Consider the following 24,961-nt stretch of genomic DNA (forward strand, 5'->3'; position numbering starts at 1 on the left):
AAAAACGCACCAAGGGCCTTGCCGGCCGGCGCAATGATCCCGCTTCTCTCTCTCCTACCCGAATGGACCATGATATGACTGACATCGATCGCCGCATGACGCTCGCCAATGGCGCGCCTGTCGCCGACAATCTCAACATCAAGACAGCCGGGCCGCGCGGTCCCGCTCTGCTCGACGATATCTGGCTGATCGAGAAGCTTGCCCATTTCGACCGCGAGGTCATCCCCGAACGCCGCATGCACGCCAAGGGATGGGGTGCATATGGCTGCTTCACCGTCACGCACGATATCAGCCGCTACACCAAGGCGAGGATTTTTTCCGACATAGGCAAGAAGACCGATCTCTTCATGCGCTTCTCGACCGTGGCGGGCGAGCGGGGCGCGGCCGATGCCGAGCGCGACATTCGCGGTTTCGCGGTCAAATTCTATACCGAGGAGGGCAATTGGGACATGGTCGGCAACAACACGCCGGTCTTCTTCTTTCGCGACCCGCTGCGCTTTCCTGATCTCAACCATGCGATCAAGCGCGACCCGCGCACCGGTTTGCGCTCGGCCGACAGCAATTGGGACTTCTGGACCCTGCTGCCCGAGGCGCTGCACCAGGTCACGATCGTGATGTCCGATCGCGGCATCCCGAAGAGTCTGCGCCATATGCACGGCTTCGGGAGCCACACCTATTCGATGATCAACGCCGAGGGCGAGCGCGTGTGGGTGAAGTTCCACTTCCGCACCCAGCAGGGGATCGAGAACCTGAGTGATGCGGATGCCGCGGCGCTGATCGCCGGCGATCGGGAAAGCCACGGCCGCGACCTCCTCAATGCCATCGACAGCGGCAATTTTCCCAAATGGACGCTCTTCATCCAGGTGATGACCGAGAAGCAGGCGCGCACCCACAAGCACAACCCCTTCGATCTCACCAAGGTCTGGCCCAAGGGCGACTATCCATTGATTGAGGTCGGCGAGATGGAACTCAATCGCTATCCCGACAATTTCTTCGCTGAAGTCGAGCAGGCGGCCTTTTCACCCTCCAATATCGTGCCCGGCATCGGCTTCTCACCCGACAAGATGCTGCAGGCACGGCTCTTTTCCTATCCCGACGCCGCCCGCTACCGGCTCGGGGTTAATCACAGCCATATTCCCGTCAATGCACCGCGCTGCCCCTATCACAGCTATCACCGCGACGGAGCGATGCGTTTCGACGGCAACCTCGGCGCGACGCCGAGCTATTGGCCGAACAGCAAGGGGGAATGGATGGGCGATGACCCCGCGCTCGCCCAGCCGCCGCTCGCGCTCGAGGGCGCCGCGGCGCATTGGGACCACCGCGCCGACGATGATCATTATGAGCAGCCGGGCAACCTGTTCCGGCTGATGTCGCCCGTGCAGCAGCAACTGCTGTTCGACAATACCGCCCGCGCGATGGGCGATGCGCGGGTCGACGTGAAGCGGCGCCATATCGAAAACTGCACCCGCGCTGACCCGGCCTATGGGGCAGGGGTCGCGAAAGCATTGGGGCTTTAGAAGAGGGAGGCGCCGAATGGGTGTGCCCATTGGATGATCCTTCAGAAACTCGTACCCCGCGCGCCCGCGTCCATTCGCCACCTGCCTATACGTGGGCGGGAGCTGACCTGATCTTGGGTAGAATTTCGCGGCGTACCGAGGCCTTCTAAGATCCTTCCTTTTGAAAGAGCGAAAGATGAGCGGCATGCAGCGGATTTGCGTGTTTACGGGTTCGAACCATGGCGTGCGCGAGGACTATCGCTTAGCCGCGGCGGCCTTCGGACGGCTCCTCGCCGAAGAGGGTATCGGCCTGGTTTATGGGGGCGCCGCTGTCGGCCTCATGGGCACGGTCGCCGACGCGGCGATGGCCGCGGGAGGCGAAGTGATTGGCGTCATCCCGCAGGCGCTCGTCGAGCATGAGGTCGCGCATCCGGCGCTCGCCGATCTGCGGATCGTCGGCTCGATGCACGAACGCAAGGCGCTGATGGCCGAGCTTTCCGATGGTTTCGTCGCGATGCCGGGCGGCATCGGAACCTTTGAGGAAATTTTCGAAATCTGGACATGGGCGCAGCTCGGCAGTCACGCAAAGCCCTGCGGCCTTCTCAACATCGCGGGCTATTACGACAAGCTGCTCGAATTCCTCGAGCACAGCGTTGCGGAAGCCTTTTTAAAGCCCGGTCATCTAGGCGTGCTTCAGGTCGCCAACACCCCCGGTGACATGCTGGCCTCCCTTCGCGACTATGTCCCCGCTGGAGAAACCAAGTGGATCGCGCGGTCCGAGCGCTAAGGGTGCCACGAGGGACCGGAATCATGCCGCTTGCCACGAGCGATGCGTTATTGGAGATCTTCGGCCGCTAATGCTTTGCTGCCTGCGCTCGCGAATAGCGCAGCGCCGCGCCCCGCATTGCGATCGAAGCCGGCGGTCTCGACGGCGGATGAGGATTGTTCGGCAATGCTGCTCGGGGGCAGGCCTCGCTCGCGCTTGAAGGCTTGGCTGAAAGCGGCTTCGGACGCATAGCCGAGCGCGTGCGCGACCTGGGCCACGCGCGCGCCGCCTGCCAGCTTCTGCTCGGCGAGGTGCATCCGCCATTTGGTGAGATAAGCGACTGGCGGGATGCCCGTGATGGCCTTGAAGCGTTGCGAAAACGCCGTGCGCGACATTCCCGTGAGGCGGGCGAGTTCTTCGACATGCCAACCATGCTCGGGCCGGTCGTGGAGATGCTTGATCGCCGGCCCGATGCGCTGGTCGGTAACCCCCCGCAGCCAGCCAACCGCACCTTCACCCGTTTCCTCAAGATGATATCGCAGAACGTCGAGGATGATGAGCTGCGCGAGCTGCCCGATCGCGCCGCCGCCGCCGATGCGCCCCTCGCGTACCTCGGCGTCGAGTCGCCTGATCATTGCGCGCACGCCCGCGGCGGCCGACCGGTCACGGCCAAGCTTGATCGCGGCAGGCAGGATATCGATGAGAAGATGTCCGCGATTGCGATCGAGGGCGACATGCCCGCCGATCATGCGCACGCCGGTCGACGTGCCGATCTTTCCGATACCGCTTCCGGCGTCGGTGAAGACTTCGGATGCATCGAGCGGGGTGGCGGCGAGGTTCCCCGCGAGCACGAATGGCAGCGTGCCGTTGAGAAGCAGTACGTCGCCGCCTTCGAGGGGGAGGGCCGGGGTCTCGTCGGAGTAGACCCACGCCGACCCTTGCAACATGGCGACGAACTTCAATCCATCGGGCGCCGGGCAACGAACCGCCCAATCGCCGCCCGCGACGAGGGCGCTCGTCACGATCATGCGCGGGTCGATCAGCGCGATAAGATCGGAAATCGGGTCATTATGCATATTGAACGATCGCGATGAATTGCTGTCGAACCGAAGATGGTGATCGCGGCGCTGCGTGACTAGCTCCTTTCTCGAAGAAAGGACGATTAATCCATGATCCAGAAACCGCTGGGCTCCGCCTTCGGAGCCTCCTCCACCGCCGCCGATGTCATCGAAGGCCATGATCTCGCCGGTCGAAACGCGATCGTTACCGGCGGCGCCGCGGGGCTCGGCCTCGAAACCGTCCGGATGCTGGCAAGGGCAGGCGCACGCGTGATCGTGCCGGCGCGATCGCGCGCGCGGGCGGAGAAGGCGCTGAGCGGTATCGCCAACGTCGAAATCGCCGAAATGAACCTCGCCGATCCTCAATCGGTGGGCACCTTCGCCCGTGACATTGTCGCTGCAGCCCTTCCGTTGCATATCCTCGTCAACAGCGCGGGTATCATGGCGACGCCGTTCGAGCGCGATCGCCGCGGCAACGAGATGCAGTTTTCTGCCAATCACCTCGGTCATTTTCAGCTAGCCTGCGGCCTGCGGCGCAATCTTGCGGCCGCAGGTGGGGCGCGGATCGTCGCGCTCTCGTCGCGCGGCCATTTTTACGGTGGGGTCGATTTCGACGATCCGAACTTCACCGCGCGGCCCTATGATGCGACCCTCGCCTATGCCCAGGCTAAAACGGCGAACGCGCTTTTCGCATTGGGCGCCGATCGGCGCTGGGCCGAAGACGGCATACGGGCCTTCTCGGTCCATCCCGGCGGGATCGTGACCGGCCTTTCGAAGCATCTTCCGGTCGAGATCATCCGGCAATATGGCGCGATCGACGATGAAGGAAACCCTGTCATCGACCCCGAAAATGACAAGAAAAACGTGGGGCAGGGGGCTGCCACCCAGCTCTGGTGCGCGGTTGCTCCCGAGCTCGCAGGCCATGGCGGCGTCTATTGCGAGGATTGCGATATCGCGCTCCCTTCGCCGGCAGAATCGGAGGTGCTCCGCGGCGTCAAACCCTGGGCATCCGATCCCGAGCTTGCCGACCGTTTATGGACCTTGAGCGAGACATTGGCTCCGACCAGCCAGGCTTAGAGGCTCCAGAACTGAGCTGAGGACGCTGATCCGACGACTGCACGAATTTCCCGATTAGCCCCGGTGGCCGAGCCCGGTCAGGAAGATGTTGACGGCGGAAGAGACAAGCGCGGTCCGTTCGGCTTCGGTCGGTACGGGGCGCAATCCCAGCAGCACCTGGAGATGGAGGTTGCCGCGGATCATGCCGACGAAATGGTCGGCGGCGGCCGGCGCGTCGCATGGGCCGATCTCGCCGCGCTGCTCGGCTGCGGCAAGCACCTTTGCGAGTGTCGTGCTCGCGAGACCCGGGCCTAGATCGTAGAAGCGGCGCACCAGATCCGGAAAGCGCGCATATTCGGTCGTTACGATGCGGTAGATGCCGAGGAGTGCGGGGGACAGCGAGATGTCGATGAGCTGGCGGCCGAAGGCGAGGAGCATCGACTGGAGCCCGCCGGGCCCCGGATCGTCCAGCGAGAGCGCCGCGAGCGCGCGCCCGGCATGATCGGACACGATCGCGGTGAGCAGCCCCTCCTTGTTGCCGAACTGATCATAGATATTGCGTTTCGAACCGCCTGCGCGCTCGATGATGTCGTCAATGCGTGTCGCGGCATAGCCCTGCTCGAAAAAGATCGCCGCGGCCGCTTCGAGGAGCGCCTCACGCCCCACCTTGCCTCGATTTTCGGACGTGCCCCCACTCACAGTCGATACTCTCCTCTACTTCTGGATAGATTGACCGGTAATGATCGTTACCGTATAGGTCAACGGTAACGTCCATTACCGGAGGCGATCATGGCGGGACTGACCAGGCGCAAAAAAGCCGGGCTGCTGCTCATCACGGCGGCGCTTCTCCTCGCACTTCTGCTCGGCTTGTTGGCAGCCGGCGACGAGGCGGCGGAGACGGACAATGCCTATGTCCGCGGTGACGTCACCTCGCTTGCGGCCAAGGTCGGCGGCTATGTCGTCGCTGTCGAGGTCAAGGACAATCAAGCGGTGCGGGCGGGTGACGTCTTGTTCCGCATCGACGACCGGGACTATCGGGCAAAGCTCGCGCAAGCCCAGGCCAATGTGCAGGCGGCGCGCGCGCGCGTCGCGAGCAGCCGCGAAGATATCGCGCTCCAGCATATCCTGGTGCGGCAGGCTGCTGCACAGCGCCGCGCTGCGTCGTCGGACCTCGCGCTCGCGCGCAAGACCAGCGACCGGCGCTTGGCGCTGGTCGATGGCGGCGCGGTCAGCCAGGCGCAGGTCGACGAAAGCAGCTCAGGGCAGGCGCGTGCCGCAGCAGGGGTTGCCGCCTCGGAGGCCGCGCTCGATGCGCAGCGCCAGCGGGTCGATCTGCTCGGTGCGCAACATGCAGCGGCGCTCGCTGCGCTCGCGCAGGCGGAAGCTGCGCGCGATCTTGCGCAGATCGACCTCGACAATACGGTGGTGCGCGCGCCGATCGCCGGTGTTGTCGGCAATCGCCAGGTGCGTATCGGACGCCTCGTCTCACCGGGGGCGGCGCTGCTCGACATCGTACCGGTCGCCGATCTTTATGTTGTCGCCAATTTCAAGGAGACACAGCTCGAATATATCCGTCCGGGCCAGGCGGTGCGAATCCGCGTCGACGGTTATCCAGACGTCGCGATCGAGGGCTTTGTCGACAGCCTCGCGCCCGGCAGCGGATCGGCATTCGCGCTGATCCCCGCCGACAATGCGACCGGCAATTTCGTGCGCGTCGTGCAACGCGTCCCGGTCAAGATACGCCTTCGGACCAACCCGCTCCTGGGCCGGCTCGTGCCCGGGCTTTCGGCGCGGGTCGAGGTCCTGCGCGGCCGGCGGGCATGACAACGGCGGCCGCCCCGCAGGCGCTGCGCGCTGGAGCGCCGACGCCGGGCTGGCTGCTGGTCACTGGCATATTGCTCGCCTGCCTGTCCGAGGCCCTCGCAAGCACGATCCTGGCACTTGGACGCGCCGACATCATCGGGGATACGGCGGCGACTCCCGACGAGTTCGCCGGTCTCGACGTTGGCTATACCGCGTTCAAGCTGATTGGGTTCGCCTTCGCGCCCTGGCTGCTGACGCGTGTCGATCCGCGCAGCGTGCTGGTTGGAGCGACGCTCATCATGGGCGCGGCCTCTGCGCTCGCTGCCGTCGTCACCGGCCTCGATCCTCTCGTCCTTCTGCGCGCGGTGCAAGGGCTGTCGGGCGCGACCTTGCTCATCGCGGGACAGGCAATCCTCTTCTGGACATGGCCCGCGGCGCGCCAGCCCTTTTTGCAGGCGCTGTTCGCGATCGGCTCGGTCGTCGCGCCCGCGACCGCTGCGCCCTTGCTCGAGGGGTGGCTGATCGACCAGCGGGACTGGAGCTGGATTTTCGCCGCGGTCGTGCCGCTGTCGCTCGGCGCGGCGGGATTGCTGGTGCTCGCCGGCGACACATCGAACCGCCCCGCGCCGCCGCGTTGCCTTGACCTTGTGGGGCTACTCGTCCTCAGCATGGTGCTGCTCGCTGCGACCTATGTGCTGACGCAGGGTAGCCGCTGGGATTGGCTCGAGGCACCGCGTATTGCCTGGTTGAGCGCGATCGCGATTGCTGGTCTGATCTTCCTCGCAGCGCGGGAGCTTCGTGCGGGCGCCTCAGCATTGTTCGACCTGTCGGCATTCCGCACGGAAGACTTCGCCTTCGCCTTTTTCGTGAGCTTCGTCGCGGGCGCGGCGCTGTTCGGTAGCGCCTTTGTCATCCCCGCTTTCGCACTCTCGGTGCTAGGCTTCACGCCGACCGGGGCGGGGGCATTGCTGCTGCCGAGCGGTGCCTGTTTCCTCGCGACGCTGCTGTTGTCGGCGTGGCTGATGGAGGTGCGCGGCCTGTCCCCGTTCGCGACCGTCCCGCTCGGTATCCTCTCGATCATGACCGCGATGTGGATGCTCTCTGGTTCGACCGGGCAGAGCGGCGCCGCCGACATGATGCCTGCGATCCTGCTCCGCGGCTTAGGGCTCGGCTTTCTCTTCCTTTCGATCACGCTGATCGCGTTCAGCAAATTGCCTGCGCAGAGCGTCGCATATGGCCTTGGCATCTTCAACATCGGACGCCAGCTCGGCGGGCTGATCGGGGTCGCAGCGCTCCAGACCTCGATCGATCATGGTCTCGTCCACAACCAGACAATGCTGGGCGCTGCAATTATGTCCGGCTCGCCCGCGCTCGCTGAACGCATGAGCGTGACGACCAACCTGCTCGTCGCACGCGGCGTCGAGGCGGGCGCGGCGGCTAGAAGCGCGACTGCGATGGTCGGCCGCGCCGTCGGTGGGCAGTCCGCCGTGATCGCCTTCGACAGCGCCTTCAATCTCGTCGCGCTGCTCTTCATTGTCGGCGCGCCGTGCATCGTCGCAATCAAGCTTCTTCTCGCCAAGACGATGAGGAAATCCGCTCAAGCCGAGACCGCACCATGACCCCTTCAATCCGAACGCGAACCGCACCGACCGCACTGCTTGCCGCCGCGCTCGCCGGCTGCACAACCGTCGGCCCCGATTATCGCCCGCCCGAACCGCAAGTGCAGGGGGCCTGGGTGAGCCCCGTCAGCAGCGAGGCCGTCGATGGGATCTGGTGGCAACGTTTCGATGATCCCCAGCTTGCCGAACTGGTCGAGGCCGCGATTGCGGGCAACAAGGATATCGAGGAAGCTGGCGCGCGCCTGCGAGAGGCGCGCGCCAACCGCGATGCAATATATGGGCGCGAACTGCCGCAAGCCGGGGTGTCGGCGATCGCGACGCAGAACCGGCTGAGCGAGAATGGCCAGCTGCCTGTCGGCAAGGTTCCGGGACTAGGCCGCAGCCTCGCCATCTATGACATCGGATTCGATGCCTCCTGGGAGATCGATCTCTGGGGTGGCACGCGCCGTGCGATCGAGAGTGGCGAGGCCCGCGCCCAGGCGGCGGAGGAGGCCCGGCGCGGGGTGATCCTCCAGGTGATCGCTGAAGTCGTGCGCGCCTATATCGATTTGCGCAGTGCGCAAGAGCTGCGGAGCAACGCCATCGCCGATGCCGAAGCACAGGCCGGCGTCGCGCGGCTTGCCGGCGACCGACTGCGCGCCGGCGCGGCGTCGCGCCTCGATTTCCTGCGCGCCGAGACCCAGGCGCGCTCGACGGCGGCGACAATCCCCGCCTATGAAAGCGACGCGGCGGCGGCGGTCTTTCGGCTCGCGCTTCTCGTCGGGCAGCCGCCGGAGGCGCTCGATATGCGGCTGCGGCAAGCCGCGCCGATGCCCGCGGCCGACTTTAAAGTCGCGGCGGGGCTTCGCTCCGAGCTGCTCCGCCGCCGCCCCGACATCCGTCTCGCCGAGCGCGACCTCGCCGCTTCGACGGCCGACATCGGTGTCGCGACCGCGGAACTCTTCCCGCACCTCTCGCTGATCGGCGGAATCGGGCTGCAGGCCCGCCGGCCTGGCGACCTTCCATCGGATAGGAGCCTGCGCTTGCAGGTGGGACCGTCGCTACGCTGGCCCATCTTTTCGGGTGGGCGTATCCGCGCGCAAATCCGCGCCGCCGATGCGCGTGCCGATGCTGCACGCGCGCGCTACGAACGGGCGGTCCTTGTCGCGCTCGCCGACAGCGAGACGAGCATCAATCGCTTCGCAGCAGCCGGCTTTGTGGCAGCCGAAAGGGCCGGCGCGCGAACGGTCGCGGCCGAGGCGGTCGAGCTCGCGCGTCGCCGTTACACCTCGGGCGAAGAGGATCTGACCGCACTGCTCCAGGCACAGATCGCCTATAGCGCTGCCGACCGCGCCCATATTCAGGCAAAGGCAGCACGGCTTCTGCAACTTGCGGCGCTCTACAAAGCGCTCGGCGGCGGATGGGAAGCGGCTGAGAACGAGGCCTCGGGGCAATGAAGCACGCTGCAGACCTGATGGTCGATCGCCGCGAGATGCAGCGGCGGCGCATCCTCGACGTCGCGCGGCGGCACTTTCTGGCGCACGGCTATGGCGCGACGACAATGTCGGCAATTGCCGCGGATGTCGGCGGATCGAAATCGGATCTGTGGAGCCATTTCAACTCGAAGGAGTCGCTGTTTACCGCGTTTGTCGATGCCGATAGTCGTGACTTTCATGCCGACACGCTGGCCCTGCTCGACCGCGCAGGAGAAGTGTTCGAAATTCTGTCGGCATTTGTCGATGGGTTCCTCGCGGTTGTCTCATCGCCGGCGGCGCTGAGGCTCCAGAGACAAGTCGCGGCCGAAGCCGATCGGATTGCCGTCGGTGACCTTCTTTACGAGCGGCTCGTTGGCGTTGTCGAAGCGCGTCTCGTGGCTTTCTTTGACGTACATATGCAAGAAGGGGCGCTTCGCCGCGGCGATCCGCGAGGCGCTGCACGGTTGCTAATCGCGCTCTGCCTTGGTCTCGACCCCCGCCGGCTATTCTGTTCTATCGACGAGATCGGCGCGGAAGCATCGCCTCGTGCAGCATTGGTGGTGAGTGCGCTGAAGGCTCTGTTGAATCCCCGGGGCGGCGCTGCGGGCGAAAGCTAGAATGACGAGAATATTTGGCCAGCGAACCTTCGCCAATTGCTCGCGCCTCAGGCCGAAATTGACCGTTCGCCTACCGCTCGCCTCGCTGAGCGAGCGATGCACCTATGCTAAAGCATTATTGAAGCAAACGCTGACCCTTGAAATAGCAAGGTCTGTCCACGCGTCACCGCCGCCCATGCCGGCATGGAGAGCCGCCCGCGCCCTCGCGAGCTCTTCATTCGCTTAAATAGGCCCTGGAGACCATGCAATGCCCCGATTTCGGAACGCCGATCGACGCGACTTCATGAAACAGGCACTCGCCGGGTCGGCAGCCACGATGATGCTCGCCGCACCGGGGCGAGCGGCCGCGGCGCCGCCCGCGGGCTTTGGACCGCTGAAGCATGTCCGCACCAGCCTGCTTGATATCGCTTACGCCGAGGTCGGGCCTGCCGGGGGCCTGCCGGTGCTCCTCATCCACGGCTGGCCGTACGATATCCACACCTATGCTGATGCGGCGCTTGATCTTGGAGGGCAGGGCTATCGCGTTTTCGTGCCCTATCTGCGCGGCTATGGCGCGACGCGCTTCCTGTCGGACGCATCGCTCCGAAACGGCCAGCAGGCTGCCCTTGCCATGGATGCACTGGAGTTTCTCGATGCGCTCGGCATCAAGCGGGCTATCGTCGGAGGGTGCGACTGGGGCGCCCGGACAGCCTGCATTCTGGCCGTTCTTCATCCCGATCGCGTCCGGGCGCTCGTGTCGGTCAGCGGCTATTTGATTGGCAGCCAGGCCGCAGCAGCCAAGCCGCTTTCGCCCGACGCCGAGCGGCGCTGGTGGTATCAATATTATTTCGCGACCGAACGCGGATATCAGGGCTACGCTGCCAACACGCACGAATTTGCACGATTGATCTGGAAAACGGCGTCGCCAGCTTGGGTATTCGACGAAGCTGTGTTCTCGCGGTCAGCGGCAGCACTCGATAATGTTGATCATGTCGCGATCAGCATCCACAATTATCGCTGGCGGCTCGGGCTCGCCGAGGGCGAGGCCCGCTATGACGCGATCGAGGCGAAGCTCGCGACCTTTCCGGCGATCAAGGTGCCGACAATCACGCTCGAGGGCGATGAGAATGGTGCGCCGCATCCGCAGCCGGAGGATTATCGCACCAAATTTATCGGCGCATATGAGCACCGGACGATCGCGGGCGGGATCGGGCACAATTTGCCGCAGGAAGCGCCAAGGGCCTTCGCGCGCGCCATCGTCGATGCCGACGGGATGGCGGACTTCTAAGAGGCCTCGAGGCGGGACGCTCGTGGCGGGGCGTTCGGCGAACTCCAAAATCGTCTGTTGTCTGGCGCGCGGCGGCGACCGCGCGGCACGGCGCTGTGCAACGGATCGTTCGCCCATATGGTCGGTTACCAAAGAAAGCCCAGTGCCGGGCACATGTCTGCGCTGGTGCCTGGCGCAATCGAGGCGAGCGTATCGCTCCCATGTTTTCGTATAGTCGCGCTACGCCCACGGACCAATAGCCGAGAGGGTCCAAAGAGGCGCATCTTGTTATCGGATAACCGGGACAAGATCATGCGAACCTCATGGACAATCCGAGCGCGCGCCCGCCAGCTGAGCGGCCCGGCACATAGGCCGCGATCATGGAGCCATGAGATCGATTTCTCGCCGGTGGTGCTGGCTCATTGGTGCTGCGCATGGGCAGCGCCCACCATCATGCCGCGTGCCCTGGTTGTCACCATCCTCACCCATGTGCTCCTGCGGCAAGCGACATGCCTTGTGACCGAAAAAAGAGGAACCTCGAGAAGCCGATCGCTCTTGAAGGCGCTATCGCTTGCATTGGAAATTCTGGTCACATTGTTGGCGCTCTCGATGCGCCTGTCGCCGATCGAACGCGATTTGATCGCCGCCAGCCTGTTCGCACTGCTGTGGCGGGTTTGGAGGCCTTCGCCCCGCGAGGGCAGGTCCTTTCGGAACCAGACCCGCGAGGCATGGCCTGTTCCAAGGTATAGATTGGCCGCACCTTCCGTCTGGATCGACTATCTAGCCAGCACGATTGGCGAGTAGCGCCCCGTTCGCGATGGTCTGCTCACCCTCCACGCCAGGCAATGCCGTATCGCGGAGATCTATATCCATCGACGTTCACGCACGGGAGACACCGAATGGCAAAGGAAATCATCATTATCGGAGCAGGCTTTGCTGGATTGCTGGCCGCGCTCTCGGCTGCCCGTCTGCGCGATGAGAAAGGGGTTTCTCCCGCGGATCTGAAAATCACGGTCGTCGCTCCTCAGTCTGCTCTGGTCATCCGGCCACGGCTTTACGAGCGTGATCCCGCGTCGATGGCGGCCCCCCTGGGCGAGCTTTTCGCCGCGACCGACATTGATTTTTGTGCCGGGCGGGTCGAAACGATCGATGCGGACAACGGGAGGATCGGCGTAACGAACTCGGACGGTCAGACCGATACGCTGTCTTACGACAGGCTGGTCGTTGCGTCGGGAAGTCAGGGCTATCAGCCTCCGATCCCCGGGCTTTCGGACTTTGGGCACAGTGTTACGGATCGTGACGGCGCGATTGCGCTCGATCGGCATCTTGGCAATCTCGCTACAAGGCCTGACTCTCCTGCACGGAACACCGTTGTGGTCGGTGGCGGTGGCTTTACCGGTATCGAAGTAGCGACCGAGATGCCGGGGCGACTGCGCGAGATTCTCGGGCAGGATGTGCCGGTACGAGTGATCATCGTCGAACATGCGCCCTGCGTCGGCCGCGACATGGGCGATGAGCCGCGCCCCTATATCGAGGCGCGACTGAACGAACTCGGTATCGAAACGATCGTTGGAACCTGTGTCGCTGCGCTCGACGAAGGCGGCGTCATCCTCGACAATGGTGAGCGAATTGAAACGGAAACGGTGATCTGGTCGGCGGGCATGCGCGCGTCCCCATTGACCGCGCAATTGCCTGGAGAGCGCGATTATCTTGGCCGCATCCTTGTCCTCCCCGACCTTCGCGTGCCGGGAGCGCCACATGTCTTCGCTACCGGCGACACCGCCAAGGCGGCAACCGACGACAAGGGCAATTTCTCGTTGATGTCATGCCAGCATGCCCGCCGCCTCGGGTCTTTCGCCGGCCATAATGCCGCGGCCGATTTGCTCGGCGAGGCTGTGCTGCCCTATGATCAGCCATCCTACGTGGTGTGCCTCGATCTCGGTCCCGACGCCGCGATCTTCACGCGCGGCTGGTCGCCGCGCGCGGTCGAACTCACCGGCGCCGAGGCGAAGAAGGTCAAGACAGAAATCAATACGCTCTGGATCTATCCCCCTGCCGCGGAACGCGATGCGGCCTTTCAGAATGCCTTCGAGGCTCGTACCGTCGATTTTTGATATCGGGCTGGCGAGGGGTGAGGTGTCTCCGACGTACCATGGATCTGCTGAAAACTTTACGGCGGGCCGCTGAGCAGCTCGCCGTGCAGCCTGAAATGTCCATGGATCGGACCTGCGTTCCGGGACCTGCGTGACGGGATGCCCGGCGCCGTCCGGGACTCGCCCAGCGCCTTCGCGGCCGGGGTTGGCGCGGCTCGATCACATGACCCGGATATGCGCGCGCAAAATAGAGGGAATGTTCGAACCACGCGAAAGACGCCGTAGCTCAAGACGGTATCAACGAAGGCCCTCGTCAACAAATCGAGCCCCAACGAAAAACAAGGGCCGCTAGCGACAGCCTGTCTCATTGGCCTTGGCCGGGCTGCGGCGCCCTCAAGTTCAAGGGGTTATAGGAAAGTGCCGCTTGCAGGAGGCTGATCTCGTGACGGCTGCTCCTCCAAAGGCAGCGTGAAAGTGAAGCACGCGCCCGACGGCACGCGATTTTCGGCATGGAGGGACCCGCCATGGGCCTCGATGATCGAGCGACAGATCGCGAGCCCCATTCCCATCCCTTGTACCTTGGTGGAAAAGAACGCCTCGAAGGCGCGATCAGGGTCCGGCAGGCCCGGTCCCGTGTCGCTGATCTCGATGCGCAGCTCATCGTCCGCGAGCATGGCTTCCAAGCAAAGCCTTCGTCCATCCGGGGGCACCCCGGTCATCGCTTCGACTGCGTTACGCAGGATGTTCACCAAGACCTGCTGGATTTGCACCGGGTCGACCGGGATGGGTGGAAGGTCTGGTGCGAGCCGGACTTCGAGCCTGACCCGGTCACGGGCAAGTTGCTCGGCGAGGAGCTCGCGGACTTCGTCGATGAGCGGACCGAGCGGAGCCCGCGTTCGCGGGCCAGTGGTTCGGTTGAACAACGCGCGGATGTGGCTGACGATTTCGGCGGCCGACTGAGCGTTTCGGTCCACGCGCTCGATGATCATCCGCGCGCGCTCCAAGTTCGGCGGGTCCGCCTCCAGCCAGCGCCGGCAGGCCTGCGCGTTGGTCATGATGGCCGCGAGCGGTTGGTTGACCTCATGCGCAATGGATGCCGAGAGCTCGGCAAGGCTTGCCGCCTCGCTTGCTTTCGCGAGCTTGTCTTGCGCCTGGCGCAGTTCGTCCTGCGCGCGCATCTGTTCCTCGATATCGAGGCACACGCCGTTCCATTGCAAAATCGTGCCATCTTCGCCTCGCATGGCGGCGATGCGGGTTTCGACCCAGCGATAGACGCCGTCGAAACGGCGCTGGCGATGGGTGAGAGCGTAGGCATCGCCCGTTCGCAGCGAAAACGCGAAGCGCTCGTTCACCCGGTCGCGGTCGTCGGGGTGAATCACCGCGTCGAGGATGCTATGCAGTCGCGATACGCCGGGCTCGTCCTTCCCGTCGACATCGAAGCCGAAAAACTCGCGAAGGCGGCGACTGAAATAAATCGGCTCGCCCTCAGCCGTCATGCACCAGATGAGCGCGGGTGCGGTCTCGACCAGCTCGCGAAGCGAGCGCTCGCTTTCGCGCAGAGCGTCGTCGGTTTTGCGGAACAGGTCGATATCGAAGCCCGTGCCAAACCAACCTGTGATGCGGCCGTCGGCGGCCCGCGCCGGGCGTATTGCGAAGCGATGCCACACGCAGTCGCCGCTCGCGCGCAAGACGCGATATTCATAGTTGAATGGCTCGCCGGCGCGCATGCACCGCCTGAGTTCGGCCGCCGCCGCCTCATAATCGTCTGGGTGTACCCCATTCTTCCAGCCGAGGTCGCCGCCCTCGAGGAAGGGTTCATCGCTTAGCGGTGCGTTGAAATCGTCGAGTGTCATAGCGAGCGATGCCTGCGCCGTTGGGGTGGCGTAGGTGAAATGCCCTTTGGCATCGAAAGCAAAGGCGGAGCCGTAGATATCCTCGATGATCTTCGCGGCGCGCACGGCATCTGTGGTTTCGCCAAGCGACGCCGCAACTGTCCAGGCATCGCCCGGTGCGTGGACCAGGGGCGGAACGGCGACGGTAACCGGGTAAGCAGACGCGGCGCGATGTTCGTGCCAGCGCCACTCTCCGCTCTTCCGGTGGCGCCGCCGATAACTGACGACCTGCGGAACGCCGCTGCAGAAGGCGCGCGCTTCGGCCTGTGCGATCGCTATGCGGTCATCGGGGTGGAGCGGATCCGCCGCGCTGGCAGACCCGCTGCGCCTCCGCTCGACAAGGAGTCCGGTTGCGACGCCGATACCGAGACCGGAGAGAAGCCCAAGGAGCCCGATCACGTCAATGACCGCGCGCGCGGTAGTGCGACCCGGAACTGCGCGCCCCCTCCCGTTCGATTGGACGCGGACACCACGCCGCCATGCGCGGTGACGATCGACTGGCAAATGGCAAGGCCGATGCCCATCCCCTGCGGTTTCGTCGTGAAGAAGCCGTCGAAGATGCGGCCGAGGTGCTCGGGCGCGATTCCTGGACCATTGTCCTTCAGGGTGAAGGTCGCGCTGCGACCTTCAACCCCGGTCGCCACCAGAATTTCGCGCTCGGTTTCATCCCGCCCTTCGACGGCGTGGACCGCATTGATGATCAGATTGACGATGACTTGCTGAAGCTGGATGCGGTCACCGACCACGGTCGGGAGGTCCCGGGAATAGGTCGTTGTCACGCGGATGCCGCGTCGCTCGATCTCGTTATGGACGAATAGCAGGCTTTCGCGAACCACGTCGTTGAGTTCGAGTGCCACCGGGTCCGGCGATTGCTTGATAGCCATGCTGCGGATGCGCTGGACGATATTGTCCGCACGACGTGCGCTCGCGGCGATACGCGCTGTAAGCTGCCGAACTTTGCCGATATCGGGTTCGGCGCGCGCAAGCCAGCGTAGGCTCGTCTCCGCATTGGTCATGATCGCCGCGAGGGGCTGATTGACCTCGTGCGCGATCGAACTCGTCAGTTCGCCGAGCGTCGCGATGCGTGCGGCGTGGCTGAAATCGGCCTGGATTTGCCGAAGCTGCGTCTCCATCTGCAGCCGTTCGGTCATATCTTCGAGACTGAAAATCGTGGTGTCGAGTTCAACGAGCGGTTCAGGGTAGGTAACCGAGAAGCGCACATCGAGAACGCGACCGTCGAGCGTTCGAAGCTTCATGAGCTCGCTGTAATTTCTGTCGCCGCTGAACCGGCCTATCATCACGCGGCGCAGGGATTCCGCGCTTTCGGTGAACAGATAGCCGACGGGACCGATGAGGTCCTGCGCGTCCTTTCCCCCCATGAGTTCGATTGCACTGCGATTGACGTCGGTGACCGGAACGCTGGATGCGGCGATGTCGACCAGTTCGGGGTGATCGTCCAGATATTTCCCAAAGTCTGTAACGCCGCGCGAGCGCAGGTCGGCGTATATCTTTCCCATATGGCTGGCGTCGACCTGCCAAAGCGCGACCGGCATATAGTGGACGAGCTTGCGGTAGCGTGCCTCGCTCGCGCGAAGAAACAGGTAGGATCGATCGTCGTCGGCCGCCCCATTCACCGTGATGAACAAATGTCCTGGCCGGTCGGTCCCCGCCCGCCATATGGTAACGAGCGGTTCGCGCAGGATGCCGTCCGAGGCCAGCCGGCGATGGAAGCGTTTGCCCTCGCTGTCTCGGATTGCCTCCAGGATGAGCTCTGCAAGAATTGCACGGCTGGCAACGGGCCAGAATGACGCAACCGACTGGTCTATCATCAGCTCGCGACCGCGATTTCCGCCAACGAGGCGTGCGGTTCGCTCATTGACGTCGACGATCCGCGCCGCCTCGAGAAGCCGGCGGCCAAGATCGCCGCGATCGTCTCCCCCGCTGGTCTGCGATCGCGAGCGGATCCGGTCAAGGATGTCGGTCGCGGGTGTAAGGTCGATTTCCCAACTGGCGGCCATCGCCGCGTCGGCCGCGGATCTCTCTGGGAGATCCTCGACATTCGCGTCTTGTGCCAAGCGCGCATATTCGACCACGTCGCGCGGGATCCCCGCTTCGTCGTGTCGCAGGCGCCGGCGCGCCTCAACGATGCGTACCTCGCCATCGCGCGTAAGGCGGCGGATCTGCCCCTCCCACACCCCTTCCTGCAGCAATTGTGACCAGGCACGAGCCTCGTCCTCGGGCGCCGGGGAGAGATCAGCGACAGGGGCGCCCCCGACGGCTAGTCCGGGCCAACCGAAGAGGCGTTCAGCCACAGGGTTCCAATAGCGTATCGATCCTGCCAGATCGATCACGACGATGCTTTCAGAAGCAAAGTCGGCGATTCCAGCGTCCTGCCTGAGCGAATCGCATAGTGTGGAGCTCATCGCGCCGCGCCTGGATCCGAATTTTCCATCGCTGTCGCGATCGCATCGAGCAGATGTTCGTCGGTCACGGGCTTCCCAAGCCAGGCGCTGGCACCGAGTGCCAGCGCTTTCGCCCGCGTGGCGTCGTCGAGAACCGAAGAGAGGACCACCACGGGGAGTTCGGCGAGTTCCTCATGAAGTTTCTCGATGAGCTCGATCCCTGTCATCTCAGGCATCCGGATATCGGTCACGAGACAATCGAAGCGGTGGGACCGGAGTGCCGTCAGGAAGGCAGGCGCGCTTTCAAAGCATTGGCAGGCGAGTCCGGAGACCATCAGCAGATCGCCGAGGGCTTCTCGGACAGCCTCATCATCGTCCACGATCGCGATGGTCGTCATATGGGGCAAGCTGCGACATCCTCTATTGCGTGGCCTTCGAGGCCGATAGAGGCAATGTCGCGCAGCTTGCTGGCCATTATAACCATACCAAAGTCTAGGCGGGAGCAGGTTCCCGCACCTCGACGGGCAATTTTTCCCAGGCACGGATCAACTGGCCGACCGAGGCGGCCTGCATCTTGCGCATGACATTGCTGCGATGCAGCTTTACGGTAATTTCTGTAATCCCAAGATCGTAGGCGATCTGTTTGTTCAGTCGGCCGAGCGCAACCTCGCGCATGACTTGCGCCTCGCGCGGCGTCAGCGTCGCGTAACGCTCAACCTGCTCCTGAACGATCCGCGCGCTCGCCCGGTTCGCAATGTCGCGTTCGATCCCCGCTGTGACGGCGTCCAGCAATGTCTGATCTCGAACGGGTTTGGTCAGAAAATCGACGGCGCCCGCCTTCATGGCCTGGACCGACATGGGGATATCGCCGTGCCCGGTCAGAAAGACGATGGGCTTCGAAATGCCGGCCGCCGCAAGATACTGCTGAAGATCGAGCCCACTCGATCCCGGCATGCGGACGTCGAGGACGAGACAGCCGGCGCGATCAAGCAGTGGCGACTCGACGAGGTCGCGCGTCGAAGCGCAGCATTGGGCTTCGATTCCGACCGATAACATGAGCTCGCTGATCGCGGTGCGGACGTCCTCGTCGTCATCGACGACGAATACGAGTGGAGCTTCTTTCGTCTCGTGGAGCTGATCAGTCATCATGGAATATCCCTCGCTTGGACCTGCGATGGTCCGGCTCGACGCGCGGCGATCCGCCGTTCAAACCAGTCGCGGGTGTCGGCGCCGAATTCGCTCGGCGCCTTGCGTGCCAGCCGTCCGCCAATATTGGCCAAGGTCTCGCTGGCCAGCGCATCGCGCATCGCCTTTTCCGCTTTGAGCATGACCGCGTGGATCGAGCAGACGCCGCGGGTTGCCCACTCGGGAGCAGCGCCATGGAAAAGCGGGCACCGGGTCCGTATTTCCTGGCATTCGAAAAGCGGCTTGCGTCCCTCGATCGCATCAATGATTTCGAGTACGCTGATCGTCTCGGGAGACCGCGCGAGACGATAGCCCCCTCGCACGCCTTCCGCCGCGGCCACGATCCCCGCCTTTTCGAGCTTTGCGAAAATCTTCGCCGCGAAGGTCGGCGACACCCCTTGAAACGTCGCGAGGTCGCGTGCGCTACGTGGTGCCTCGCCAGCATCGATCAGGCCGAGCAGGCAATGAAGGCCATATTCCACGCTGGCGGTGAGATGTGCCATAACGAGGAGTATATTTGTCCGCGTTTGACAGGGCAAGAAGATCCTTTCCTGCCCTGTCAATGGCTTGCGCCTTTTCATGCGGGATGCCGGCCGGGCCTCGCGTCAAAAATGCCAGGCGATGCCTGCCAGGACCTGATGCCGATCCCATTTGGTGCCGCCCCCGCCAAGGTCGCTGTATCGATATTCGACGCGCGCGGAGATCCGGTCGGTTACGGCACGTTCGACGCCTCCGCCGACCGACCAGCCATCAAGATTATCCTTACCGCGGCGCGGCCCCTCAAGATCGAGAATGCGCACTGCTGTCCTGATATTTTCATAACCGCCGCGCGCGTAGACAAGCGTCTTGTCGGTGACGAGATAGCCCGCGCGAAGCCCAAGATCGAAACCATATTCGGGATTGATTGCGGCGGATGCATCCTTTTGCGAGGCGGCAAGGCCGTCGTCGAAACCGAAATTGACCGCCCCTTCGGCCGACAGCACGACGCCGGCGGTTGGCTGGATATTATAGCCGACGAAGATTCCTGCAGTTGCGGAATCGCGCTTGTCGTGGATGCGGGCGGTGCCGAGATCGGTATCGACCGGTCCGAGCTTATTCTGACTCCAGCCGGCCTGCGCGCCGACATAAGGTCCCTCGAACGTCTGTGCGGCAGCCGGCACCGCGATTCCGGCGCCCAGAGCAGCGCCGAGGGAGAGGTAGAGAGCGAGATATTTCACGGGTCTGTTTCCTTTTGCTCTTTGAGAGAAATGGGCGCGCGCGGACGGGGGGAGGGGGGGGGAACCGCGCGCGCCCTGGGTCAGGCCGCTTTCCGACGTGGAGGCAGAAAGTTGCCCTCGATGCCGCCCGGCCAGGGCGTCACCGTTTCACCGGCCACCATCCAGGTGCCGGAATCCTTGCGCAGACGAAGCTCGTACATCGCCGGCGGAGCCTCGGGGCTCATCCGGCGGTAGAGAATGGCCGTCGCGTGGTCGCCCTGTTGCTCGACGTGAAGCACGCGATGCTCGGTCGAGAGTGGCTCTTCGCCGGCGTCGCGGCGCGCGCGGAATTCGGCGATGGAATCGTCCCGTCGCACCCGGGTAACATGACCGTCACTCCCTAGAACGAGGAAGATCTGGTCGGGCGTATAAAGCTTCTCCATGCCTTCGATGTCATATGCGCTGCCCACATGGACGACGTCATGGATCAGCGCGGCGATGGCGGGGTCGATATCGGTATTGGTCATTTCAAAGTCCTTCCAATGGGGTCAAAGCAGCGCCATGCCGCCATCGACGCGAAGGTTGATGCCGGTGACGAAGCTGCTGGCGTCGGAAGCAAGGAACAGCGCAGCGCGAGCAAGTTCGATCGGCTGGCCAAGGCGCCCGAGCGGAATGGCGCCTGCCATCATTTCGGCAAAGGCCTCGCGGTCTTCGGGTGCGACGCCGAGCTTGCCGAGGATTTCGGTCTCGGTCGGTCCGGGGCTCAGCATGTTGACGCGGATACGCCGCGCCTTGAATTCGAGCGCCCAGCTCCGCGCAAAGGCACCGATCGCAGCCTTGCTGCCGGCATAGACGGCGTGGCCGTCGAGCACCTTTTCGCTCGCCAGCGAGCCGACGAGGATGATCGATCCGCCGTCCTGAATTACGGGAGCAATCGCCTGGACGCCGAAAAAGGTACCGCGCGCGTTGATGGCGAACTGTTCATCATACTCGGATTCAGAAACCTCGGCCGAGGGCGTGATCGTGTTGACCCCCGCATTTGCCATGTAGATGTCAGCGCCCCCGAAACGTTCTCGGACGATGTCGGCGACCTCGACGTGATGAGCCGGATCGGCGACATCGCCGCTGATCGCGGTTGCGGCAGGGCCGATGGAACGGACCGCCTCATCAAGCGCGTCCTGGCGCCGCCCGGTGATCAGCACCTGGGCACCGTGTTCGGCAAGGAGCCTGGCGCTCGCAAGTCCGATGCCGCTGTTGCCGCCGGTGATCACGGCGACCTTTCCCTTCATATTTGTCATAGTCCACCTTGCTTGTTGAAGACGGAGATGGATTTGGTTTTTCTTTTTTGGAAAATTAGTGTGGACATCGGCACAAATTTCTTTCCAAAAACTATCAAATGGCGATAGGAGTCGAATCCACCACTGGGCTCTATGCCTTTGTCCGCGCAGTAGAGGCGGGATCCTTCAGCGCAGCGGCGCGGCTCGCCGGGACAACGCCGTCGGCGGTATCGAAGAGCGTCGAGCGGCTCGAACAGCGCCTCGGTGTGAAGCTTTTCCTGCGATCCACTCGTTCGCTTACGCTCACGGTCGATGGCACGGCCTATTATGAACGCGTCGCACCATTGCTGCGTGCGCTCGACGATGCAGGCGATGCGTTGAGCGGTGTCGCGCGCGCTCGCGGTCTGCTCCGCGTCAGCCTCCCGGGGGTACTGGGACCCACGCTCGTTGAACTGATTACGCGCGAATTCATGCCGCGACATCCCGAGATAAGGATCGAGATCGATATTACGGACCGCCACGTCGATCTTGTCCGCGAGGGTTATGACGTCGCCGTGCGCGTCGGGACGGTCGAAGATGTCGACTGGATGGTCCGCCGCATAGCGACCTTGTCGCTCATTCTCGTTGCATCGCCCGAATGGCTCGATCGGGTAGGCCATCCCGCCACGCGCGAGGAGGTTGGAGGTTTGCCGCACATCCGTTACCGCTTTGGCGGGCGCGCTTACCCGATCCGATTTGCCGACGGCAGCGAACTGCTTCCCGAGGGTGTCCTCGACACCGATTCGGGTCAGGCGATGCGGATAGCGGCGCTCGCGGGCGTCGGAATCGCGCAACTTCTCCGACTTACGGTCGCCGACGACCTCGCGGCGGGCCGCCTGGTCGAGGTCTTTCCGCAAGACAGGCTTGCCTCGGTTCCGGTCCAGGCGCTCCACGCCTTCGGTCGCCTCGCTCCGTTGCGGGTGCATCTCTTCACGGATTTTCTCGCCGGGATGCTTGGCCCCCATTCGGTGTGATTGCTCCTTGAAGGAGCGCCGCGTCCGTTCAGCCGTGTTGTACATGTCCTGCCTTTCCGCATGCGGCCCTGCGTCGTCTGGTCGGCCGTTTGGGGCGCGTATTGCTGCAATGCTGCGAACACGCGCCCCTGGGGGAGAGTCCTCGAAGGGTCAGAAATCCCAGAAGGCGGCTACCCAGCGGAAAGCGTCGCCATCGACGGCAACGCGGCCGACAGACGGGAAGGGAAGGTGCGTGGCGACAAGATATTCGCCGCTTGCCGCAGCCTCCTCCAAGAGACGAACCCGTACACGGACCGATTCCTCGGGGTCGTGCTCAAAGCCGTTGTGCCAGTCAGGGTGGTCGAACCCGACAGGGAACAGGGCATCTCCGGCAAAAGTCAGGCGCTCGCCTTCCGACGCGACGTGGACGACGCAGTGCCCCGGCGTGTGTCCGCCCGTCAGCTTTGCCACGACGCCCGGCGCCACTTCACATTCATCGTCGAAGGCCAGGATATTGTCGGCGTAGGCATCGATGAACTGCGTCGCGGTCCTGCGGAGGACCTCGGGGACAGGGTTCGGCATCGCGGTCTGTTCGAAATCCGGAGTCTGCCAGAAGGCGATTTCGGTGGCCGTGACATGGATGCGCACGTTCGGATTCAGACGGCGTTTCACGTCCTCGACGAGGAGACCGCCGACATGGTCCATGTGCATATGGGTGATGATGATGTCGGTGACCGACGCGAGGTCGATACCCGCCGCCTTCAGCCGCTTGGGGAACTGGCCTGCGCGCGGGAAGCCGGGGAACTGGCCTCCCAGACCCGCATCGACCAGAATGACCTTGTCGCCGCTACGCAGCACGAGGACGTTCAATGCCCAGTCGAACATGTCAGGGCCAACGAACATGTCCTTGAACCATTGAGCGCGAACGTCCGGGTCCACATTGGTGGCCATCGTTTCGGTCGGCAATGGCAGCACGCCGTCGCTGACAACAAGCACGTCAATCTCGCCGACCCGCAGCGCATAACGCGACGGGACAAGTTCCTCGAAGCCCTCTTTCTCAGGCTTTGCAATAGTGTCCGGTTTCATATCTGGATCCTCCAAAGAGCCGTTTCAGTCACGACACCCCGGAAGCTATGGAACTGGCCGCTTTCGGTCGATTGGATGGAGGGACCAGGCCGAATATACTATAGGATAGGTCTCATTGCCGAGATCGCGAGGGTGCCTTCGCGAGGGGAATATGCCGGCCCCCTCGCGCATGGGCTCATCCGGTACAAGCTCCGCCTATCGTCCTGCCAAGCGCAACGCGGCTGGGCAGGGAAAGGCTGACGGCAGTCTTGACCACGAACGCGACATCGAACCGCATTTCCCGGTGTCGGCAGACCTCCCGATCCGATGGGACCCTCGAGCGCTCAGCCTTCGTGTTTGACCACGAGCGTGACCAATATAGCTGTCCAGGTGGCCTCAGACGCATTCTCCGGCTCGACCGGTTGCAATTACGTGGCCCCGACGGCGCCCGCGGCGAGTTCCACTTCTCAGCAGCAGCCCAAAACCTCCGCAAAATGGCTAAGATCATCCCATGCCGCTGTCAGCGCCTAAAGAAGTGTGCCGACGCTCGCCGGCGCCGCCCGCTTCTATCAAATGCGTACTTTTTCAGCAGCATCGGTCGAGAGCTGTCGGTTGAGTCGGGGGCGGTTCGAACGTCAGCTCTTCTCGGGTCTTCTCCTGAGGCGTCCGTCGGCGCCCGGCCATGATCGCTCTTGCATTACACATATTCTGACGCCATATAGCGTCAGAAGTTGAGGCGAAAGGAAAGTCAGATGGGCTTGGCACAATATGCGGATGGCGGGCTCTTCGCTCCCAGCAAGATCGCCAAAGCATTGCGCACGACCAGCGAAGAAGTCGCCCGTTCAGCTGGCCTTGGCCGCGACGCTGTTCAACGCAAAGATCGAGTGCGCTCGGACAAAACCCAGCGCCGACTGCGTGAACTCGTCGAGATACTCAACAAAGTCCGCGGCCGTTTTGGCTCGGAGCTGATGGCTTACGCCTGGTATCGATCTGAGCCCCTGCCGGGATTCTCAGGCCAGACACCCATGCAACTCGTCCGAGAAGGGCGGGCGGACGAAGTGCTTGAGTACATCGACGCTGTCGATGCCGGCGTTTACGCCTGATCCTGATCTCCTCCGTGCACTATCAAGGCAAGCTTTTTCGGGCCTTAAACCCGGTCTATGCGCGCGATCCTCTATCGGGCCGGGGCGCAGAACGCTATGGCGGCCGCTTCAACGCCAAAGGCCTTCCAGCCCTTTACACTGCAACTTCGGCGATAACTGCCCTACGCGAAGCGAACCAGATCGGCGACTTGCAACCAACCACGCTCGTTTCCTATTTGGCTGACGTCGAAAATGTCTTCGACGGACGAGATGAAGTCGCGCTCGGCGCCTACGCAATGACGCCTGCGGGTCTTGCGGATCCAAGCTGGCGCGACCAAGAAAAGAAACTCGGCAAGGCACCTACCCAGGCTTTCGCAGAAACTCTCATTGCCGAAGGTCACCACGGTTTGCTCGTGCCCAGCTTCGTGCGCGGAGCGAGAGCCGATGACCTGAATCTCGTACTCTGGAAATGGGGTCCGGACCTTCCAGCCCAGCTTATTCTCATCGACGACGACGATCGACTAAGTCGAATTTAGCTTCAGGCTGCCTTCGACTCTTCGAAACCCCGATCGGCTATCTCACGCGCTGGCGGATGATGCTGGCGGGCGAGCAGTTGATCCATGGTTCCGAGCATGCGTTAAATACCGCCTTCTGGCGAACCA

At 63.4% G+C, this 24,961-nt stretch carries 23 protein-coding genes and 1 pseudogene; 13 read left to right on the forward strand and 11 right to left on the reverse strand.

The genetic code is table 11. The annotated features are described in order from the left end of the window. Window positions 1-74: 74 nt before the first annotated feature. Window positions 75-1,517, forward strand: a complete 1,443-nt coding sequence (locus tag LH20_RS06300) for a catalase (protein WP_053553478.1) — start codon at window positions 75-77, stop codon at window positions 1,515-1,517. A 175-nt stretch (window positions 1,518-1,692) separates the two neighbouring features. Continuing rightward, a complete protein-coding gene (locus LH20_RS06305) occupies window positions 1,693-2,283 on the forward strand; it encodes a TIGR00730 family Rossman fold protein (protein WP_200905439.1) in 591 nt (196 codons plus the stop codon). Window positions 2,284-2,330: 47 nt separating this feature from the next. Here the strand turns inward: LH20_RS06305 and LH20_RS06310 are convergent, their stop codons facing one another. Then, entirely contained in the window at window positions 2,331-3,338 is a 1,008-nt protein-coding gene (locus tag LH20_RS06310; protein ID WP_158501110.1) for an AraC family transcriptional regulator, read from the reverse strand. Window positions 3,339-3,431: 93 nt separating this feature from the next. On the opposite strand from LH20_RS06310, the gene LH20_RS06315 reads away from it, so the two are divergent. After that, window positions 3,432-4,397 carry an SDR family NAD(P)-dependent oxidoreductase gene (locus tag LH20_RS06315; RefSeq protein WP_053553480.1) on the forward strand — a complete coding sequence of 322 codons (966 nt, stop codon included), beginning with the start codon at window positions 3,432-3,434 and terminating at the stop codon, window positions 4,395-4,397. A gap of 54 nt (window positions 4,398-4,451) precedes the next feature. On the opposite strand, the gene LH20_RS06320 is transcribed toward LH20_RS06315, so the two are convergent. After that, the gene (locus LH20_RS06320) at window positions 4,452-5,075 is read right to left on the reverse strand and encodes a TetR/AcrR family transcriptional regulator (protein ID WP_053553481.1); all 624 of its coding nucleotides are present in this window, start codon (window positions 5,073-5,075) and stop codon (window positions 4,452-4,454) included. Between the two features lie 90 nt (window positions 5,076-5,165). Here LH20_RS06320 and LH20_RS06325 point away from each other — a divergent pair, with 90 nt between their 5' ends. The 6 genes from LH20_RS06325 to LH20_RS06355 all read left to right on the forward strand — a co-directional run bounded on the left by LH20_RS06325 (window position 5,166) and on the right by LH20_RS06355 (window position 13,229). Further along, on the forward strand, window positions 5,166-6,200 hold the full coding sequence (locus LH20_RS06325; protein WP_053553482.1) for an HlyD family secretion protein: 1,035 nt from the start codon (window positions 5,166-5,168) through the stop codon (window positions 6,198-6,200). Beyond that, window positions 6,197-7,798: an MFS transporter gene (locus LH20_RS06330; protein WP_053553483.1), complete on the forward strand. Its 1,602-nt coding sequence runs from the start codon at window positions 6,197-6,199 to the stop codon at window positions 7,796-7,798. The genes LH20_RS06325 and LH20_RS06330 overlap by 4 nt, the downstream gene beginning before the upstream one ends. Continuing rightward, window positions 7,795-9,234: an efflux transporter outer membrane subunit gene (locus tag LH20_RS06335; RefSeq protein ID WP_053553484.1), complete on the forward strand. Its 1,440-nt coding sequence runs from the start codon at window positions 7,795-7,797 to the stop codon at window positions 9,232-9,234. Before LH20_RS06330 ends, LH20_RS06335 begins: the two co-directional genes overlap by 4 nt. After that, on the forward strand, window positions 9,231-9,869 hold the full coding sequence (locus tag LH20_RS06340) for a TetR/AcrR family transcriptional regulator (RefSeq protein ID WP_053553485.1): 639 nt from the start codon (window positions 9,231-9,233) through the stop codon (window positions 9,867-9,869). The genes LH20_RS06335 and LH20_RS06340 overlap by 4 nt, the downstream gene beginning before the upstream one ends. A 283-nt stretch (window positions 9,870-10,152) precedes the next feature. After that, window positions 10,153-11,136 carry an alpha/beta fold hydrolase gene (locus tag LH20_RS06345; protein WP_235527139.1) on the forward strand — a complete coding sequence of 328 codons (984 nt, stop codon included), beginning with the start codon at window positions 10,153-10,155 and terminating at the stop codon, window positions 11,134-11,136. 878 nt (window positions 11,137-12,014) lie between these two features. Beyond that, entirely contained in the window at window positions 12,015-13,229 is a 1,215-nt protein-coding gene (locus tag LH20_RS06355) for an NAD(P)/FAD-dependent oxidoreductase (RefSeq protein ID WP_053553488.1), read from the forward strand. Between the two features lie 386 nt (window positions 13,230-13,615). Here the strand turns inward: LH20_RS06355 and LH20_RS06360 are convergent, their stop codons facing one another. The 8 genes from LH20_RS06360 to LH20_RS06395 form a co-directional block, all read right to left on the reverse strand. Further along, on the reverse strand, window positions 13,616-15,499 hold the full coding sequence (locus LH20_RS06360; protein ID WP_053553489.1) for a PAS domain-containing sensor histidine kinase: 1,884 nt from the start codon (window positions 15,497-15,499) through the stop codon (window positions 13,616-13,618). Continuing rightward, window positions 15,496-17,523 (reverse strand): ATP-binding protein, encoded by a 2,028-nt coding sequence (locus LH20_RS06365; protein WP_053553490.1) that lies wholly within the window; start codon window positions 17,521-17,523, stop codon window positions 15,496-15,498. Before LH20_RS06365 ends, LH20_RS06360 begins: the two co-directional genes overlap by 4 nt. Continuing rightward, window positions 17,520-17,900, reverse strand: coding sequence for a response regulator transcription factor (locus LH20_RS06370; protein WP_053553491.1), 381 nt, complete (start codon window positions 17,898-17,900; stop codon window positions 17,520-17,522). The genes LH20_RS06365 and LH20_RS06370 overlap by 4 nt, the downstream gene beginning before the upstream one ends. A gap of 94 nt (window positions 17,901-17,994) precedes the next feature. Next, window positions 17,995-18,648: a response regulator transcription factor gene (locus LH20_RS06375; protein WP_053556132.1), complete on the reverse strand. Its 654-nt coding sequence runs from the start codon at window positions 18,646-18,648 to the stop codon at window positions 17,995-17,997. Beyond that, window positions 18,648-19,190 (reverse strand): RrF2 family transcriptional regulator, encoded by a 543-nt coding sequence (locus tag LH20_RS06380; protein WP_053553492.1) that lies wholly within the window; start codon window positions 19,188-19,190, stop codon window positions 18,648-18,650. Before LH20_RS06380 ends, LH20_RS06375 begins: the two co-directional genes overlap by 1 nt. A gap of 102 nt (window positions 19,191-19,292) precedes the next feature. Beyond that, on the reverse strand, window positions 19,293-19,904 hold the full coding sequence (locus LH20_RS06385; RefSeq protein WP_053553493.1) for an outer membrane protein: 612 nt from the start codon (window positions 19,902-19,904) through the stop codon (window positions 19,293-19,295). Between the two features lie 80 nt (window positions 19,905-19,984). Further along, on the reverse strand, window positions 19,985-20,410 hold the full coding sequence (locus LH20_RS06390; protein ID WP_053553494.1) for a hypothetical protein: 426 nt from the start codon (window positions 20,408-20,410) through the stop codon (window positions 19,985-19,987). 21 nt (window positions 20,411-20,431) lie between these two features. After that, window positions 20,432-21,181 (reverse strand): SDR family NAD(P)-dependent oxidoreductase, encoded by a 750-nt coding sequence (locus LH20_RS06395; RefSeq protein ID WP_053553495.1) that lies wholly within the window; start codon window positions 21,179-21,181, stop codon window positions 20,432-20,434. A gap of 98 nt (window positions 21,182-21,279) precedes the next feature. Between LH20_RS06395 and LH20_RS06400 the strand changes: the two genes are divergently transcribed. Then, complete coding sequence (locus LH20_RS06400; protein WP_200905440.1) at window positions 21,280-22,173, forward strand: LysR family transcriptional regulator; 894 nt, start codon at window positions 21,280-21,282, stop codon at window positions 22,171-22,173. 150 nt (window positions 22,174-22,323) lie between these two features. Here the strand turns inward: LH20_RS06400 and LH20_RS06405 are convergent, their stop codons facing one another. Further along, on the reverse strand, window positions 22,324-23,238 hold the full coding sequence (locus LH20_RS06405) for an MBL fold metallo-hydrolase (RefSeq protein WP_053553496.1): 915 nt from the start codon (window positions 23,236-23,238) through the stop codon (window positions 22,324-22,326). A 247-nt stretch (window positions 23,239-23,485) separates the two neighbouring features. Here LH20_RS06405 and LH20_RS23935 point away from each other — a divergent pair. The 3 genes and pseudogenes from LH20_RS23935 to LH20_RS06415 form a co-directional block, all read left to right on the forward strand. After that, window positions 23,486-23,729, forward strand: a pseudogene (locus LH20_RS23935) (hypothetical protein); the annotation flags it as partial. Between the two features lie 240 nt (window positions 23,730-23,969). Next, entirely contained in the window at window positions 23,970-24,320 is a 351-nt protein-coding gene (locus LH20_RS06410; RefSeq protein ID WP_053553497.1) for an MbcA/ParS/Xre antitoxin family protein, read from the forward strand. 14 nt (window positions 24,321-24,334) lie between these two features. Beyond that, a complete protein-coding gene (locus tag LH20_RS06415; RefSeq protein WP_053553498.1) occupies window positions 24,335-24,835 on the forward strand; it encodes an RES family NAD+ phosphorylase in 501 nt (166 codons plus the stop codon). Window positions 24,836-24,961 lie beyond the last annotated feature (126 nt).

The sequence above is a fragment of the Sphingopyxis sp. 113P3 genome (genome assembly GCF_001278035.1).
Taxonomy (GTDB): domain Bacteria; phylum Pseudomonadota; class Alphaproteobacteria; order Sphingomonadales; family Sphingomonadaceae; genus Sphingopyxis.

Bases quoted from the DNA above. Each gene is read 5' to 3' on its own strand.
- LH20_RS06300 (WP_053553478.1), top strand. From the start codon at position 75: ATGACTGACATCGATCGCCGCATGACGCTCGCCAATGGCGCGCCTGTC.
- LH20_RS06330 (WP_053553483.1), top strand. From the start codon at position 6,197: ATGACAACGGCGGCCGCCCCGCAGGCGCTGCGCGCTGGAGCGCCGACG.
- LH20_RS06355 (WP_053553488.1), top strand. From the start codon at position 12,015: ATGGCAAAGGAAATCATCATTATCGGAGCAGGCTTTGCTGGATTGCTG.
- LH20_RS06335 (WP_053553484.1), top strand. From the start codon at position 7,795: ATGACCCCTTCAATCCGAACGCGAACCGCACCGACCGCACTGCTTGCC.
- LH20_RS06375 (WP_053556132.1), bottom strand. From the start codon at position 18,648: ATGACTGATCAGCTCCACGAGACGAAAGAAGCTCCACTCGTATTCGTC.
- LH20_RS06310 (WP_158501110.1), bottom strand. From the start codon at position 3,338: ATGCATAATGACCCGATTTCCGATCTTATCGCGCTGATCGACCCGCGC.
- LH20_RS06390 (WP_053553494.1), bottom strand. From the start codon at position 20,410: ATGACCAATACCGATATCGACCCCGCCATCGCCGCGCTGATCCATGAC.
- LH20_RS06305 (WP_200905439.1), top strand. From the start codon at position 1,693: ATGAGCGGCATGCAGCGGATTTGCGTGTTTACGGGTTCGAACCATGGC.
- LH20_RS06380 (WP_053553492.1), bottom strand. From the start codon at position 19,190: ATGGCACATCTCACCGCCAGCGTGGAATATGGCCTTCATTGCCTGCTC.
- LH20_RS06400 (WP_200905440.1), top strand. From the start codon at position 21,280: ATGGCGATAGGAGTCGAATCCACCACTGGGCTCTATGCCTTTGTCCGC.
- LH20_RS06315 (WP_053553480.1), top strand. From the start codon at position 3,432: ATGATCCAGAAACCGCTGGGCTCCGCCTTCGGAGCCTCCTCCACCGCC.
- LH20_RS06325 (WP_053553482.1), top strand. From the start codon at position 5,166: ATGGCGGGACTGACCAGGCGCAAAAAAGCCGGGCTGCTGCTCATCACG.
- LH20_RS06370 (WP_053553491.1), bottom strand. From the start codon at position 17,900: ATGACGACCATCGCGATCGTGGACGATGATGAGGCTGTCCGAGAAGCC.
- LH20_RS06340 (WP_053553485.1), top strand. From the start codon at position 9,231: ATGAAGCACGCTGCAGACCTGATGGTCGATCGCCGCGAGATGCAGCGG.
- LH20_RS06345 (WP_235527139.1), top strand. From the start codon at position 10,153: ATGAAACAGGCACTCGCCGGGTCGGCAGCCACGATGATGCTCGCCGCA.
- LH20_RS06410 (WP_053553497.1), top strand. From the start codon at position 23,970: ATGGGCTTGGCACAATATGCGGATGGCGGGCTCTTCGCTCCCAGCAAG.
- LH20_RS06365 (WP_053553490.1), bottom strand. From the start codon at position 17,523: ATGAGCTCCACACTATGCGATTCGCTCAGGCAGGACGCTGGAATCGCC.
- LH20_RS06405 (WP_053553496.1), bottom strand. From the start codon at position 23,238: ATGAAACCGGACACTATTGCAAAGCCTGAGAAAGAGGGCTTCGAGGAA.
- LH20_RS06395 (WP_053553495.1), bottom strand. From the start codon at position 21,181: ATGACAAATATGAAGGGAAAGGTCGCCGTGATCACCGGCGGCAACAGC.